Below are 14917 nucleotides of genomic sequence, written 5' to 3'. Positions count from 1 at the left end.
CTGCCACGTGTGTCGCATGGAGTGCCGGACCGGTCATCGCGCGATTTCGCTCAGACGCCGGTCGGTATGGTTCGGGGCACCGTTCTGCCGTCTCACGGGCATGACTAGGCCGCCGGTCTGCGGTCGCCTATCGACGCGGATCTCATGGCGACGGACCTTCGCATCCGCAGCTATCATGTCGACAAGCTCGCCGCAGTAACGGTAGAATGACTTCTTGGACTTGATCGACATGTCCTGCCGGAGTTGATCGACCGCGCGCCATTTCTGCTCCTCCTCTCCTTGACCGGAAAGCAGGATGTGCTCCAGCTCCGCTTGGATCTTGCCGGCGCGCAAGCGGTGAATGGTGGCCCGGACGGATGTGAACTTTGAGTGGATCATCACATTGTGACGCTCCATCGTCGGCCTGACGTAGTCGTTGTTGTAGGTGTGATAGGTGAACGGCTTGCCGAGGGCGGATGGGAACAGCGCCACGGCCCTGAGCCCTGTTTCGTCGCCGATCTCGACCATGCGCCTGAGTTCTGCCATCGATGGCCGCGCTGGATCGTCGTCGAACGAATGCGCGAGCCGGAGGGCGGTCTCCTTCCCGATGACGACGGTCTTGACGCGTTGGCCGTCCGAGCCCTTGTTGGGAGCTGCGATCACGCAACCGAAGTTCCATCTCGCCCAGTCATGCGCGTTGAGAGCGTGAGCATCCTCGAACCTGCATCCGTCGTCATCGATCACGCAGAGCAGGTCGTATGCCGGATGCTTCCACCCGTCCGCTTCGGCGGCGGAACGCATCTTGTGGCCCAGGCCGCGCGGATCCTCGAACCGGAGCGGATAGGTTTCCCTGCCGATGGTGAGGAACTGGGTGCCGTTGTACGAGGCACCCTTCTTGACCGAGCCATAGAGGGTGCGGCGCCTGTCGTTGAGCTCGGTCGGGGTCAGGGTCTGGAAGCCGAGCACCTTGGTCGGCCGTTCGAGTTCCCGCAGCCCTTGGCGATGGAGACTGGCGTAGAGGACGTCGAGCGATTGGATGAAGGTCGGTAGCACGCCGAAGCTGGCTCCGGCGCCACGCCGTACATGGGTCGCCTCGTCCTCCCGATTGCTGTAGACGCATTCGAACCCAAGGGTTTCCAACATGTCCTCGATCCGCTCGACACCTTGGTCGCGCCGTTCGCCGATGAAGGAGCCCACGCTCTCTCCGTCGTGCATCCGATGATTGAGGAAGGATTCGAACAGGCCCTTGATGCGTGCTACGGAGGTATCCGCGAGGCGGTCGAATGCCGCCCTGACGCCTTCAGTGAGGTCAGGGTCTCGGCGGTCGCCGAGAGCGACGGTCCATTTTCCGCCGACTTCAAAAGTGTGGTAGCGATCGGTCATGGATACGTATAGGTCATAAAAAATTATGAACCAAACGTCTCCAGAGATTTTTTTGTTCCGCGTAGGGTGTGGTGACACCGCACGCGACGACCCCCACTAGATCCTTATGTTTTCATGGGTCTTCTCGCGTGCGGTGACACTCCACCAAGAAGTTCAGCTTCTCTGATCGAGTGACGCTGCGGAAGAGCGCTTCGTTCGAAGCCTCAATCCGACACCCACGTCCTACTTCAGGCCGACCTACAAGCCAGCCGGGTCCGACCTTGCAATGGCTCCCGCGAGCCGCACCGCCTGCACAGGTTACGCCTAACATTGCGTCATGCGATATCCCGGTTCTCTACGGTCAGGATGAGGGAGGTCACCCCCTTCTCCGACGAGCTGTCGGACAACGTCATGGGAGGGAGCGTGATCGCCGTGCTCCCGAGAAGGGTGCTGGGGTCGGTCCGCCAGGCGGTGAGCACGGTGAGCGAGACGCGCTGATGCAATATCACGATCACGCGCTCACGTCGGCAATCGGTGGTGAACAGGATGTCTTTGTAGTGGAACTCGAGATCCACGAACGGCCCGTCGCGGGTGAGAGTGAGCGAGTGCCACCCCAGACCTTCGAACTCAGTTCCTTCGGTGTCGTGCAGGTATCGCCTCGATACATCTTCAAGGTCGGTGAGGCCTTCGAAGGCGGCAGCTACGCGGTGCGGTTGCAGGCCCTCGATCCATGCGGCCACCAGGCCGCTGACTTTAATGCTCATGGTATCGTCTCCGAACGGGGTCAGGGGATTTGGATGGTGAAGGTCGTCAGCAGGTCCGAGATCGGCCCCGATCGGTCATCGGAAGGAAGCGGCTCCCCCTCCCCAAGCTCAACAAGGTGTTTTGCCTCGATGCGCGCGAGTTCGATCAGGGCGAGACCGATGGGCGACCCGATGAGTATCTGGTCCGCGTGAGCGAGGACATCGTGGCCGAGCGCGGCGATCCGGGAAGGCCCTGTTTCACTCACGGTCGAGGCGTCGGACGGTCGTGCGTTCTCGGTGAGTGCCAAGGCTGCGGTGAGGGTGGCATCCAGCAGATCGTTCTTCCACAGAAGGCGCAGTTCGCGGACCTCCTTCGAAAGATCGCTGCCATCGGTCGCGGCGGCCAGGTCCTCGAGGTCTTCGATGTGGATCCGGCCTTCAAACAGGGCGCGCCGCGAAATGCGGCATAGCGTTCTCGAGAACGTGGTGAGTTCGCTGTCATCGGCCAGGACCTGCAAGGTGTCGGCAAGCGACGCATTCTTCATTTTCCATTCCTTCCTGCGGTTTCGCAGGAAAGACTTCTCCTAGGGTCTCCTTCTTTCACGTTCTCGCGCTGGCCTGGCGGCCGGTCGTGGATATCCGATCGCGCCTTGATCGGAGCCGCTCAGTCCTTCGTGATCTTGGGGCCTAGGTACAGCACAGCGATGCGATCTCGTTCGGCGCGCAGAGGCCATTCGAAATGCATCCTGAAGGTACGATGGGATATCTTGCCGTGCCAAGGCGCGAAGATCGCACTTCCATCAGGCGCTTCGAAGGTGAGTTCATTCCGGTATTCGGCGATCTTGTTGGGGGATTCGTTGCTGAAGGCGGCACGGTCTCCGCTGAAGTGTTGTTCCACGATTTCCCGACCAATTGGCCCGACCGATCCGTCCGGCGCGCGGTCCGAGGCATAGCGTTCCAGGTGGCCCCAAAGTGTCAGGGCACTGCGCGCGATCGAGGCCTCGAAGGGCTGCCGGAATAATTCGGGGGAAGCATGAAGGTCCGCTATCTCCAGGTGAGGGAAGCGGTCGCGGGCCGTCACGACGAGCTGTTCCCAGCTGGTCGGCGGGGGATCCGAAGCGAGTATGTCTGCTTCTAGCGCCTCGAGGTCCCACCGGTTCGCCACTTCGTATTGGCCCAACCTCTCCTCTTCGAGCCCATGATCGGTCACCAGCGGATCGATGGCGAAGTCGATGTCCCCGCCCTCGAAACTGAAGGTCGCGCAGCCTTCGCCCGCCTTCGTGCGTCTCGCCGCCTCACCCAGACCGCCGTCGGTGACCTCTACCCCGGCGTATTCGAAGTAATCGTCCTCCTCGGGGGCCCTGTCGTCGTCGACGAAGGGACCCGTGCGGTCTAGCCAGAACATGACGGCCCGCGTCAGATCCCTGTCGCCCCCTGCGAAGATCACGTCCCTTACGGTGGCATCGCCGTCGACCGGGGACGACGGCAGGAGGTGGGAGACGCGTAGGTTGTCCCTGAGACGCGCGAGCCTCGCGCGCAGCGCTACGAGGTCGCGCATGCGGGACCGGAATGCCGCGTGGTCGGGGAATTGCCCCTGGACGGAGGTGTCGTTGACGAACCACATGGTTCAGCGCCAACCGGAAAGGCGGGCCACGTCGTTGTCGATCTGGTCGAAGAATCCCTCGGGCCAGGAATCGATGCGGCCGGTCACGTCGGTCACGGGAATGGTCACTCCGTGGTCGGTCTCGCTCGCCCCGGCGAAGAAGAGTATCCCGAGCTCCGCGGCTGGCATGACGCCATCGGCGACGGCGAGACGGACGCCGTTGAGGACGTGATCGCTGTGTGTCTCGACCAGGATTTGAACCCCGGCCGCCGCGAATGCCGCCAGCAGGCGCCCCATTCGCGATTGCGCCTGAGGATGGAGATGCGCCTCCGGGCTATCGATCACGACCACGTCGCCTTCGGCCGACGCCAGGAGCTGCACCAGGATGGGGAAGGCGTAAGTCAGGCCGTAACCGACATTCGCCGGACGTTTCCATTCTCCGGTGCCGGACAGACGGAATTGTAGCGCGAGAGCGGAAGCGACGGGTAGGATCTGCACGTTCGCGTTCGCGCCCGGAGCGAGGAAATCGAGCCAGGCATCGAGTTGCCGGCGGAAGGTGTCTCCTTCGCTGCCGGGAAGGCATCGCGTGGCGGCGACGGGTTCGTCGGCCCGGGCATGATACCAGTAGCTCGCGAACCTGCCGTCCACTCCGACGTCGGGCACGCCCGTGTGCGGTCGGTCGGGCATCGGGAAGGAATCGGCGGGACCGGACCGGACAGCGCTGATGTGAACCAGCCGGTCGAGCGATCGCAGAAGCTGGTCGTTGGGCGAACCGTCGGTCGCTTCCGCGGACAACACTCTCGCGCCCGACCTTCCGGTGAGCGATAGTTCGATGGTCTCGGTGTCGGAAGCGACTTCGAAGCGGACGCGGCCCCCTGGCGCACCGGCGCGAACGACATCCCCTATCGAACCTAGCCGCACGATATCGCCGTTGAGCGGTACGAAGGACTCCGGAGCGGATGCCACCCAGCTGCCGGATTTCGCACCCTGCGCGAGGAGGAGAAGTGACTGGATCGCCGTCGACTTGCCGGCGCCGTTGAAGCCGGTGAAGAGCGTGAGGTGCCTCAACGGGACTTGCAGGTCGGCGAAGCACTTGAACTGTTCGATGCGCAGCGAGGTCAGTGGGGAGGTCACGGCAGATATTCCTCCAGGGCGTGCGAGAGGATGGAGAACCGCGCATGCACCGCCTGTGTGCTGTTGGTCGAGTAGGTGATCGCCCGGCTGAAATCCTCGTCGTCCACGAGCGTGGCGATCGTATCGCGTATGTTCTCCTCATCCTGCGCTGAGAGGTCGCCCGTGATCCGCGAGAGCACGACCGCGCTGACTTCGAACAGCGAGATGTTGATGATGCTTCGAGGCGAATCGACGCCTTCATATGCCAGCGACTTGCGGAAGGCATGCTGGCCGAACAGCTGATGGCTGAGGGTCATCGCGCGGTCGAAGCGAGAGCGCAGACCCTCGCGCTCGGCCTCGGGCAGGGTCGCGAGGTGTTGGAGGGCCTTCGCGAGGAACACGTCCATGTCGCCCGAGACGTAGGTCTCCCAACCGAGGATGGCGAAGGCCGCGAAGCGGTTTATCGCTTCCCTGTCGCGCATGGTCTTGCTTGAGAGAGAGCCGCCGGTGGCCGTCTGGAAGGGATCGCTGTCGGCGGCCGCCTTCAGCCACTGGGTGGCGGGTCCGTTGTACAACGCGTTCCGCATCTGTTGCCGGGTGAGCACGGCGCCGCTGTTCACGCGTTCGAAGATGTCGAGCCTCGCGCGTTCCGGCGCCTTGGCATCGAGGATGTACATCGTCAGCTGGGTGTCGCTCACCCGTTCTTGCAGGTTTATGGGCAGGCTGTCGTAATGCTTGCCCTCGAGTTCGTGCGATCCCGAATTCTCATCCGTCGCCAAGCCCGTCAGTCGCAGGTCGCCGTTGAGGAAGCGGGCGAATGTGGTGAGGCGCTGCAACCCGTCCACGACTATGATCCGGCCGTCCTTTGCCTCGGCGACATAGAACACCGGGAGCGGGATCCTCATCACGCAGCTCTCGATGAGCTTCGACTGCTTGGCGTTGGACCAGACGAAGTCCCGCTGGAAATCCGGATCGAGGATGTAGCGGTTCTTCTGGATCCGACCGACGACCTCGCCGACCGTTCGTTGCTCCGTGCGCACGAAGACGGCATCCAGCGGGTAGTCCCCCCAACCATCGCCGCTTGTGGGATCGTATCCCTCGATCTGCTCCCCATCGAGGGGCTGCGTCTGTTCGACTTCTTCTGTCATGCGTGGTTGCTATCGTTCGCGGTGTCCTGCTGTCGAGTGTTTACTTGCCGTTCCCCGCATCCCCGTCATCGGATGTCGGTCGCGGGCGCCGCCGAAACGGTGCTGACGGGCGGTCATGCGGGCTCGCGAAACAGGAGCGTCCCGGGTCATCGCTCCGGGCATCGGATCGCGCGGGTTGCGTGGTCGGAGAAGCCAGCAGGGCCGCCAGGCGCCTCTCCTGCATTCTGATGAACTGGAGTAGGTGATCGCCCTTCGCACCGATACGCCCCAGGAAGGTGCAAACCGCCTCCCACCCGTTGTCAAAGATGTCCGGGTTCCCCGACCGCGCCGAAAGAGTCTGCAGGTGGAGGAGGAAGGTGGCGAGCACGTCCACCTGGCATTTGCGCATTCGCGGGGTGGCGGCGAATGCGGCCTGGGTCGGAAAACGGTGCATCACCGGAATGCCGAGACCGCCGGCGGCCTGTATCAGGGGGACTGCCATACCCATAGGGTCCGGGCCGAGGTTGAGCATCGCGTCCTCGTGGTCGAAGGGTGGGTAGGGTTGGAAGGCCGGTCTGTGGGACAAGCTGTTGACGAAAGCTCGCCGGCGGAGGATTGGCAGGTCATGACGCCTCCCGTTGTAGGTGACGAGCGTCGTTCGCAATTCGGAAGGATCCAGGTGATCAGCGACAAGATTGAGCATTGCGGTCTCGTCATGACGCTCGATTTCGCGCGGGGCTTCGCGGTCGGCGCAGACGAAGTCGGTCACGGCGAACCGGCCGCCGCGTTCCTCCGCGACGAGCATGCAGAGACCTTCGATCCGTTGGATGGCCCAAGTCGCCCTGGCAACGCCCTTTTCGCTACGAAGCAGGCAGAGAGCCTGCTGCTCGGGAGCCGTTTCGAGATCGAGCACCACTACCCGCCGCACGAACGCTCTCGTCCGTTCTCTGCCGGGTCCTTCGTCGGGTGAGTTTCCCGATCTCCGTTTCGGAGCTCGCACGGGTGGTCGCGGGTGCCTTCGAAGTCCGCTCGGGTCCGGTCATAAAGACCCGCCTGCAGCGTCTTCGCTATCTCGATTGGCCTGACCCCAAGATCGGACGCGGTCGACAGGTGAGTTACGGCCCGCGTTCGATCATCGATACGGTCACCGCGTTCGCCCTCATCGACGCGGGCTTTGACGTCGACACGGCCGCGGCGGTGTGCAAGGAGGCCAATCGCGTGGGGGGAACCGTCGCGCGAAGGGTGGTGGGGGCTCGAGGCAGGAGGGGAGACGTCCTCGTCGTGAGCCCGACTAGGCTCTCCACCGCCTCGGGGAAGGCGGCGGTCCCCTCGGTGGAGATGATCGACTGGAACAATTCCGGGGTGAAACTGGGGCATCGCGCCTCTGTCTGCCTGGATCTCGGTGCGCTCGGTGAACGGATCACCGAGGCGATCGTAAATGTGGGAATTTGCGATAAGGCGGCGCTCGAGGTCGCGCTCTCGCGGCTGTAGGGCTGGCGCTGTGCCGGAGCGGTCGGGCACGGACCTTCTTATTTCAGCCATGCGACGCTTGCCGCGCGACGTCTGGCAGGACGGCGTCCAGTCCGGCGCTCGGCCTCGGTATGGCCGATAGCTCCGGCCGCCACGCGAGAACCTCCGCCACCGTCGTCAGACAGTACGCGATAGGCCTGCCGTTCTCCAGCCTCTCGACCGCGATGGCGGCCGTGGACGGGAGCCGCAGGGCGCCGAGCGCCTCTCGGGCGGTGTTCGCTTCATCGTGGGTCAGGTCGACGCTGCCGTTGTCGGTGATCCGTGTCTGGAACATGATGCTCTCCATTCCTTGATTCAGTTCGAACTACGGTCGCCTGGCTGCATGGGCAGCATCGCTTGCGCGACGAAACGATCCGTCTCGTTCCGCAGGGCAAGACGGCCTCCGACCGAGTCGGCCAGCCTGTCTAGGATCTCGATGCCATTCCCCACGCGGCCCGGCGCCGCGCGATGCTCATCGATCCTGTTAACCACCGTTAGACGGAGCATGCCGGCCTTGATCACTATCCTGATCGCGATCCGCCCCGGGTCCTGGTCGGAACGCTTGATGGCGTTTGTGACGAGCTCATAGGCGAAGAGCAGGAGAAGTCGAACTGGGACGGATTCTCCGGTCGCTGCCCGGCCTATCGAGCGGATCACGAACTCGGGGGCTCGGCTGTGGGACATGGCGATGGTCTCGCACAGTCGCCCCACCGCCAGGGCGGGGTTGTCCGTGCCCGCGTCCAGGAGCAGCCTCTCGATCCTGACGTTGGCCTCGAGCCTCGCTATAGTCTCCTCGATGATGCGGGGAGGGTTTGGCGTTCTGGCCTTGAGTATATGCAAGGCCGCGAGTGCGGAAGCGAACTCGTTCGCGTGTCGATGACGCGCCTCGTCGATGAGAAGGGCTTCGAGCCCGATGGGTTGGATATCGCCGCGTCGAAGATTCATGCCGCTGCCCTTTCGTATACTTTAAAGTATACAGAAATGGCGACATGTCAAGGATGCGTGCTGATTATCCCTCGCGGGCGCCGTCGTAGGGGCGATTCTCCAGCTGCACTTTTGATAGGTCGAGCCCCTCGACGAGTGTGGAGAGAGGCATCTCTAGCGCGGCGGCAAGACGGGCTGCGTTACGTAGATTGGGCAGGGACTTGCCCTCTTCGATGCGCCAGAGATAGGCGCGGGAGAGGCCCGCGATCGACGCGAGGCTCGCCATCGATTGGCCCGCTGCCTCCCGATGTCTGGTCACGCACCGCCCGAAGCTTCGAGCGAGATGGTCATCGGGCGATTCGTCCGCATCCTTCATCGGCCCGGAATACTGGTTTCCGCCCTGCTGTGCACCGGCCCCGTCCGTTCATCCCCGATGGTGATGCGGGTGGATCGGACCCGACGAGGGCGCCGTCGATCGGCGAGGCCGGTTTTCATGCCGGGTCATTCGACCGAGAGGTGGCATCGCGGGGCCTCAACCCTCGCGATGCTCATGTCGTCAGGCCGCGACCGAGACCGGTCTTTCCACCTTCCAATGCCGACCGTCTGTCAGATCGATGTAGGAACGTTCCTCGTCGTAGAGGAAATGCGACTGACTTCCCCCGTATGTGGTGCAGAAGTTGATGGGGCGGCTTGCGAAGACGGGATCGCTGATGTGCTCCCCGAGAGACTTTCCCGTGATTGTCGAGGGTTCGAGGGGCCCGGCGCCATTCCTCAATTGAAGCGACTTGCCGTTCCATAATAGCTCTTCGGTCTCGAGGCTCACCTCGACCACGCCGAAATCGTTCGTGAGTCCGATCCGGACATCGCCATCGAGCTTTATGACGCGCTCGTTCCGCTCGAGGAGGTCCCGTAGGATCTCGTGCGGCGGTCTGCCTGTCAGGTCGAGAATCTCCAGCGAGATGTCACTGATCTCGAGGTCGGCGCCGAATTCTTCGAGTTCGTCCTCGCGAGCCTGCCGCTCCTTCTGGATATCGAGGTGCTCTCCGACTGCCGCGGGCACGTCCTCCGGTTCCTCGATGGTAAGGAACAGGATCTCCCGGCCCAATGAGTAAGAGGTCATCTCGACCTGGATCTCGCAGATGACGTAATCCAGCGCTTCCTGTCGATCCTCCCTATCGAGGGTATGGGCGCGGCAGGGCATGAAGCCGACTGCGGCAAGGCGAATGTCTAGGCCGAGTGCGCGGGCGCTGTCGATCTCCCGCATTGCGGCCGCACGCATCGTCCTCGCGTATTCCGCGAGCGAGTCCTTGCCCTGATCAAGAGTGATGAGCGCGGATGCGAAGGCCCGTGCTTCAAGCGTCCAGTCCTCATCTCGCGCCGTTCTTCTTCCTGCGACACTCGGCCGGATGGTGATCACGAGGTCGGACGCCACCGGCACATTCATCTGGAAGGGATCGCCTTGGGTCGCGCGAGAGAGCCAAGCGGTGCGGCATGCTACATCGCCATGTCCTGCCAGGGCAAGTTCCTTACGCACTCGAGTGGCGAAATCGGCGAACCGGCTGCGAATTCCGTTGTACATTCCATGTCTCCTTGTGGAGCAGACGAGGGAACCCTTTTCCCTTCATCTTCCTGCTCTCTCCCTTTCCGATACCCATTGAGGTCGGTTCTTCACCCGTCCTCCATCTGCGAGTTCGCCTTCGCCGAGGCGGTAGCGATCAATTGATTGATTTTTCTTCCCATTGCCCCCGTGAGCGTCCGGTCCCACGATCGACAGCGTCGGATCCACCCACGGCGAAGATCGTCTATCCGCGGGACTGGGTGGTTTGCGCCGTGTCGCAGCGTGGGGACTGTTCCCCGAGTGGCTTCAGGCAGATACTGCCATCCGCTTTCGCGCTCGCGGCCTCGCTCGCGCGGCGATGTTACGCGTTGCCCTCGTTCCGCTTTCGCAGATAGAGCTTGGCTAGCGGGATGGGCGTCTCGATCCGTCGGATCTCCCACCGAACCGCGCGTCCTGGATGAGGAGCGAACCGAATTGAACGTCTACATCGCCAACTTCGGTCGCGAAAACTACGAATGGCCGCGCTGCCTTGCCGGAAACTATGTCGCCACGATGCAGGACGAACGGCTGCACGCCTACTGGGCGGCGGGCGACAGGGACGGCTATATCGAGCGGACCTTGATCCACCTGAAGACCGCTAAGGGTGTTACCCCGGTAAAGTCCACTGCCAGCCGTTGGTACAATCTGGGTACGATCATCATGGAAAGCAGCGGCGATCTGTGGATCCATCGGCACGAGGACCGCATCTGGTGGACGGTGACAGAGGATGAGGAGGGATTGATCGATCTCGAACCAGATCCCAAACCCGCACCATGGGGATCGCGCGAGGTTTATTTCTACCGGAAACCTTGTCGTCCATGGTCATCGATCGACCAACTCGGCAGGCCGCTGAGGTGGAGCGCGGTGCATTGCAAGGCGCACGACTTCCTCGCGACGGAAGCTACCTTGCAGAAGCTCGGCGTCGATTACGCCGAATATGCGCGATCCCTGGTGAAGGGGGACGATCTTTCCGAATGGCATCGCCGATCCGATTGGATCGCGAAGACCGAAAGAGGGCGCCGATCCATGCCGGTCATCTTCGGCGACGCTCGAGCGAAGACCTTCCTGCAGATGGTCATGCGCGCGGAAGACACTGCGAGAAGGGCCAATGGGCAGATTGTCGAGCGGCGCGTGAAGAACAAGGAATTCCGGCTCGGCACGCGGATGGAAGCAGAGCGCTACCTGGAGGAGTTGTTCGAGGCACAGGAAGGATTGTGCGCCCTGTCCGGCCTGCAGCTTCAGTGGATCGGCGGCGATGATCCCCAATTGTGTTGTTCGCTCGATCGCATCGACAGCGATGGTCATTACGAGAAGGGAAATCTCCAGATCGTCTGCAATTTCATCAACCGGTGGAAATCGGATGGCGACAACGCGGAGTTCAGCCGGCTCATCGCCGCTGTACGGGAAACCGTATGAGCAGCCTGCTCGTCGATCTCTTCAAGTACCGGAGCCGTGAGAAGCGGGAAGCCATGGAGGACTGGCTGACCGAATGCGTTGCGGCGGTGCTGCGCACGTTGCCGAACGATAGGTTCGCGGCAGTCCTGGAGGCCATCACCGGACAGGACTGTTCAGGACTTCTCGAGGCAGGAGCCGTACCGCATGTCGCGACGCAGTTCGTTATCGCAAAGGAGATCGCTGACGCGATCGACGGGCCGGAAGCGGATGCCCGGAAGGTCGGAGTGCAGCGTCCCGACATGATGATAAGCATCGACGGAAGTCCATGGCTCGTCTTCGAGAACAAGGTCGTTCATCACGTCGATCACGATCGCTCGACAGACCCGCGCTATGCCTCGCAGATGGAACGGTACGGTGTCTGGCTGCAAGCGCAAGAGCACGAGATGAGTGGTTTGTCCAAAGCCTTGGTATTTGTGACCCACTTCACGCCCGTGCCGCCGGGTTACACATCGCCCCGCCCGGCCCAGCCGGGCTTCTCAGGGCTCGATCGACATGTCGCGACGTGGGGTTCACTGTCACGCATCTTCATCGAAGCCACAACGGACCTCGCGCCGGACTCACATCCGCGAGCCCTGATCAACGCTTTCGCAGAATTTCTGGAGGAACATGGAATGTCCGATGAATATCCCGCAAGTCAGGACGTGGCGCTGCTGGGTCTCCAGATCGGCTCGACGGATCGACTGAAGAAGCTCGTCGATGACATGTTTGTCCGGATCCAGGATATCGGACGATGGAACGGGAACACCGTCTGGGCCGAGGCGGATGTCGAATTCGGCCGGTTCAACACCTACCGTTGGGTCCATCTGGATGAAGGGTGGCCCGAGAATTGCTTTCTCAACACGGGTCTCTGGTTCCCGGACAGTCCCAACCAGCTTTATCGGGACACGATCGACGAAGCTCTGGCGGAGCCCGGAAAGCAACCGATATCGTCCGCGCCCAAGGTCTTCCTGCAACTGGCGCACGAGGACATCGAGATGTTCCGGGCGGGTGGACTTCCGGGATCTGAATGGCACAGACCCGTGAGCGACTTCTTCGTCTTCCGTGACTATGACAGCTTCCACGGGGACCCCGCTGCGCGTGCGGTGGCGATATTCGCTTGGCTGGATGAGCGCGTCGAGGAGCTCCGGCGGTTTCTTCAACGTCCCCGATAGAGCCTGCTCAGGCGTGAGAGGTCCGTTCGTCGTCGATATCACACATCGACCATTCGGTACTGCGGTTCACTTCGTCGTAGTGAATGCTGATCACCCGCTCGCCCGCCACTTCCATCTCCACGCCCAGCGGATCGGGGCCGTGGAACGTGAGCCGATCGATGAGTGCGTGGGTCGCTGCCATGACCTTCGACCTGGCCTCGAACCTTGTCTTCTCGTCCTCGTGATTTAGCGAGGACCATAGTTCACCCACGCGCCTCTGATGTTCTTCGGCGCTGGGGGCGTGCACCAGTTCGAGCAGGCGTTCCCGAGCATCGTCGAGCTCATCGCCGGCCTTGTCGGCGATCGTGGCAAGTTCGGTCCAGAGGGTCTTCGCTTCGCTCCTGTTAGTCTCCACCGCTAGCCGCAGAGCTGAATCTGCTCGCGTCTTCGCGACATCCCAGAGCCGTTCAAGTCGAGCGACTTCGATTTCGATTTCGCGGACTTCGGATTGTGGAGCCGAATCGTGATCTTGAAGAGCCTCGTGGATTATTGGAGCGAGGATCCCCTCTTCCCAGATCGCATAATTGAAGTGGAAGCCGTTGGAGCATCCCATGCCGCGCTGATAACCGTCGCATACGAGGTAGTCCTCGTTGACCCACGAGCCGTCGGCACGCTGCTTTCTTCCCTTGCCACGGAAGGTCATCTTGCACCCGCATGTCCCGCATCGAGCAAGGCCGGAGAAGACGTTCACCAACCTGCGGCCGCGCCCTGTGTAGCGGCGAGTTCGTTCGCGCATCGCGGCGCTGGCTCGCTTGTGCAGGTCGGCATCTACGACGCTCGGATAATAGCCGAGGACGACATCGCCGGTAACCTGTCGCTTAGAGCCCCGCGCCTTGCGGGCGAGATGCAACTCACCGACGACTGCGGGATTGCGGAGGATCTTCTGCACGTAGCTGGCATGCCATGCACCCGATCGGCCGAAGGTCGGAACGCCGTCCAGGTTCAGATTCTTGGCGATATGCTGCTTTCCGAAGCCGGCGGCCGTCTCCTCGAAGATGCGTCGGACTATGGCGGCCCGTTCCGGTATCGGGATAAACACCGGGGGCGAACCCACGACATCGAGCCAAGCAGGTGCTCGGCGGGTCATGACGAACTTTTCGCCCGCATTCAGGCGACGACGCTTGGAAGCCCACGCCGCAGAGAGCCGCTGGCTCTTCTTCTCGCTTTCCTCGTGGCTGAGCTGCGCCTTCACGACGACTTCGATGATGGAAGCCATATCGAAGTTGCCCTTGCTGTATCGCCGGGCTCCATCGACAGTCGCGAGTATCACGCCCGCCTCCGTCAGGTTCATCATCCACATGAAGACCCGACCGGGCTCCTGGCGGGATAGGCGATCGAGCTTTTCGACCAACAGCACCACCCCATCGGGGTAGCGTCCGGCCTCGACGTCTTGCACAAATCCACCTAGGGAACCAGTCGATGCGTGCTCTCCCTTGAAGGCGCTGATCCCGTCGTCGACAAGTTCTTCGAGGACAGTCCAGCCCTGTTCAAGCGCATGGCGCCGACAATCCTCTCTCTGACGCTCGAGAGTCGAACCCTTACCCTGCTCAGAACTCGACCAGCGGATGTAGATGACGCAGTCCATGTGCCTCTGACTTATCGAAATCGTCGATTGAAGTGTAGGGCTATCTTATCTGAGGAGGTTGTGCCCGCCAGCCGCGGCGATCTCCAGCGCGCGCTTGGCGGTTTCCTGGCCCTTGACCTGCTTGAGGTCCGGCCCGCGCGCCGGCTCCTCCACCTCGCCGCGTTCCGGCGGGGGCAGTTGTTGCGTGCCCTTCAGATGGTTGAGCAGGCTTGCAAGATCGGGCGCGGCGCAGATCGGCACCCCGCTCGCCCAGCGGGCTTCCGCCCCCTGCGCTTTCGGGCAAATCAGCCCGCACTCCGCCTCGCTCGCATGGATGGCCGCCAGCAACACGCCGGGCGAGGGCACAATCCGCGCATCGAGCGCGAGCTCGCCCACAGCAATCCATTCGGTCAGCTGCTCGGCATCGGTCACACCCATTGCCGCGAGCAGCGCCAGCGCGATCGGCAAATCGTAATGAGAGCCTTCCTTCGGCAGGTCGGCGGGCGAAAGATTGATGGTGATGCGCTTGGGCGGCAGGGCGAGGCCCATGCTGGATAGCGCGGCGCGCACCCGCTCCTTGCTCTCGCCCACCGCCTTGTCCGCCAGGCCGACGATGTTGAATTTGGGCAGGCCAGGCGCGACCGAGCACTGCACTTCGACCGCGCGCGCTTCCAGCCCCAGATAGGCGACCGTCCGAACCAGAGCTACCAGCGTTAATCCCCACCGCGTGACGTACCCGGCGGGGATGGCC

The 14917-nt window shown here is 62.5% G+C and carries 15 protein-coding genes and 1 pseudogene; 3 read left to right on the top strand and 13 right to left on the bottom strand.

Translation table 11 applies throughout. The annotated features are described in order from the left end of the window. Positions 1 to 33: 33 nt before the first annotated feature. From P8R33_RS05045 to P8R33_RS05015, 7 genes are all read right to left on the bottom strand, one after another. The gene (locus tag P8R33_RS05045) at positions 34 to 1362 is read right to left on the bottom strand and encodes a hypothetical protein (protein ID WP_278327880.1); all 1329 of its coding nucleotides are present in this window, start codon (positions 1360 to 1362) and stop codon (positions 34 to 36) included. 314 nt (positions 1363 to 1676) lie between these two features. Beyond that, positions 1677 to 2105, bottom strand: coding sequence for a hypothetical protein (locus P8R33_RS05040; protein WP_278327879.1), 429 nt, complete (start codon positions 2103 to 2105; stop codon positions 1677 to 1679). A 20-nt stretch (positions 2106 to 2125) separates the two neighbouring features. Continuing rightward, complete coding sequence (locus tag P8R33_RS05035) at positions 2126 to 2629, bottom strand: hypothetical protein (protein ID WP_278327878.1); 504 nt, start codon at positions 2627 to 2629, stop codon at positions 2126 to 2128. Between the two features lie 119 nt (positions 2630 to 2748). Then, on the bottom strand, positions 2749 to 3708 hold the full coding sequence (locus P8R33_RS05030; protein ID WP_278327877.1) for a hypothetical protein: 960 nt from the start codon (positions 3706 to 3708) through the stop codon (positions 2749 to 2751). A 3-nt stretch (positions 3709 to 3711) separates the two neighbouring features. Further along, complete coding sequence (locus P8R33_RS05025) at positions 3712 to 4821, bottom strand: DUF3696 domain-containing protein (protein ID WP_278327876.1); 1110 nt, start codon at positions 4819 to 4821, stop codon at positions 3712 to 3714. After that, positions 4818 to 5948 carry a DUF262 domain-containing protein gene (locus P8R33_RS05020; protein ID WP_278327875.1) on the bottom strand — a complete coding sequence of 377 codons (1131 nt, stop codon included), beginning with the start codon at positions 5946 to 5948 and terminating at the stop codon, positions 4818 to 4820. Before P8R33_RS05020 ends, P8R33_RS05025 begins: the two co-directional genes overlap by 4 nt. A gap of 40 nt (positions 5949 to 5988) precedes the next feature. Next, complete coding sequence (locus P8R33_RS05015) at positions 5989 to 6840, bottom strand: 3'-5' exonuclease family protein (protein WP_278327874.1); 852 nt, start codon at positions 6838 to 6840, stop codon at positions 5989 to 5991. A 53-nt stretch (positions 6841 to 6893) separates the two neighbouring features. Between P8R33_RS05015 and P8R33_RS05010 the strand changes: the two genes are divergently transcribed. Next, on the top strand, positions 6894 to 7418 hold the full coding sequence (locus P8R33_RS05010) for a hypothetical protein (protein WP_278327873.1): 525 nt from the start codon (positions 6894 to 6896) through the stop codon (positions 7416 to 7418). A 43-nt stretch (positions 7419 to 7461) separates the two neighbouring features. On the opposite strand, the gene P8R33_RS05005 is transcribed toward P8R33_RS05010, so the two are convergent. From P8R33_RS05005 to P8R33_RS04990, 4 genes are all read right to left on the bottom strand, one after another. Continuing rightward, entirely contained in the window at positions 7462 to 7731 is a 270-nt protein-coding gene (locus P8R33_RS05005) for a hypothetical protein (protein ID WP_278327872.1), read from the bottom strand. Positions 7732 to 7751: 20 nt separating this feature from the next. After that, the gene (locus P8R33_RS05000; RefSeq protein WP_278327871.1) at positions 7752 to 8381 is read right to left on the bottom strand and encodes a sensor histidine kinase family protein; all 630 of its coding nucleotides are present in this window, start codon (positions 8379 to 8381) and stop codon (positions 7752 to 7754) included. Between the two features lie 64 nt (positions 8382 to 8445). After that, positions 8446 to 8679, bottom strand: coding sequence for a helix-turn-helix domain-containing protein (locus tag P8R33_RS04995; RefSeq protein ID WP_278327870.1), 234 nt, complete (start codon positions 8677 to 8679; stop codon positions 8446 to 8448). Positions 8680 to 8916: 237 nt separating this feature from the next. Next, complete coding sequence (locus P8R33_RS04990) at positions 8917 to 9939, bottom strand: hypothetical protein (RefSeq protein WP_278327869.1); 1023 nt, start codon at positions 9937 to 9939, stop codon at positions 8917 to 8919. Positions 9940 to 10392: 453 nt separating this feature from the next. Here P8R33_RS04990 and P8R33_RS04985 point away from each other — a divergent pair, with 453 nt between their 5' ends. Beyond that, the gene (locus tag P8R33_RS04985; protein WP_278327868.1) at positions 10393 to 11373 is read left to right on the top strand and encodes a hypothetical protein; all 981 of its coding nucleotides are present in this window, start codon (positions 10393 to 10395) and stop codon (positions 11371 to 11373) included. After that, the gene (locus P8R33_RS04980) at positions 11370 to 12563 is read left to right on the top strand and encodes a hypothetical protein (protein ID WP_278327867.1); all 1194 of its coding nucleotides are present in this window, start codon (positions 11370 to 11372) and stop codon (positions 12561 to 12563) included. Before P8R33_RS04985 ends, P8R33_RS04980 begins: the two co-directional genes overlap by 4 nt. Before the next feature lie 7 nt (positions 12564 to 12570). Here the strand turns inward: P8R33_RS04980 and P8R33_RS04975 are convergent, their stop codons facing one another. Next, positions 12571 to 14187 carry a recombinase family protein gene (locus tag P8R33_RS04975; RefSeq protein WP_278327866.1) on the bottom strand — a complete coding sequence of 539 codons (1617 nt, stop codon included), beginning with the start codon at positions 14185 to 14187 and terminating at the stop codon, positions 12571 to 12573. 51 nt (positions 14188 to 14238) lie between these two features. After that, positions 14239 to 14877: pseudogene (locus P8R33_RS04970) on the bottom strand (magnesium chelatase domain-containing protein); the annotation flags it as partial. Positions 14878 to 14917: the final 40 nt, after the last annotated feature.

The organism is Qipengyuania flavescens (assembly GCF_029688735.1).
Taxonomy (GTDB): domain Bacteria; phylum Pseudomonadota; class Alphaproteobacteria; order Sphingomonadales; family Sphingomonadaceae; genus Qipengyuania.
Note: the sequence above shows the minus strand (reverse complement) of the source record. Positions and strands in the feature narration are given on the sequence as shown.

Bases quoted from the DNA above. Each gene is read 5' to 3' on its own strand.
- P8R33_RS05045 (WP_278327880.1), bottom strand. From the start codon at position 1,362: ATGACCGATCGCTACCACACTTTTGAAGTCGGCGGAAAATGGACCGTC.
- P8R33_RS05040 (WP_278327879.1), bottom strand. From the start codon at position 2,105: ATGAGCATTAAAGTCAGCGGCCTGGTGGCCGCATGGATCGAGGGCCTG.
- P8R33_RS05035 (WP_278327878.1), bottom strand. From the start codon at position 2,629: ATGAAGAATGCGTCGCTTGCCGACACCTTGCAGGTCCTGGCCGATGAC.
- P8R33_RS05030 (WP_278327877.1), bottom strand. From the start codon at position 3,708: ATGTGGTTCGTCAACGACACCTCCGTCCAGGGGCAATTCCCCGACCAC.
- P8R33_RS05020 (WP_278327875.1), bottom strand. From the start codon at position 5,948: ATGACAGAAGAAGTCGAACAGACGCAGCCCCTCGATGGGGAGCAGATC.
- P8R33_RS05005 (WP_278327872.1), bottom strand. From the start codon at position 7,731: ATGTTCCAGACACGGATCACCGACAACGGCAGCGTCGACCTGACCCAC.
- P8R33_RS05000 (WP_278327871.1), bottom strand. From the start codon at position 8,381: ATGAATCTTCGACGCGGCGATATCCAACCCATCGGGCTCGAAGCCCTT.
- P8R33_RS04990 (WP_278327869.1), bottom strand. From the start codon at position 9,939: ATGTACAACGGAATTCGCAGCCGGTTCGCCGATTTCGCCACTCGAGTG.
- P8R33_RS04980 (WP_278327867.1), top strand. From the start codon at position 11,370: ATGAGCAGCCTGCTCGTCGATCTCTTCAAGTACCGGAGCCGTGAGAAG.
- P8R33_RS04975 (WP_278327866.1), bottom strand. From the start codon at position 14,187: ATGGACTGCGTCATCTACATCCGCTGGTCGAGTTCTGAGCAGGGTAAG.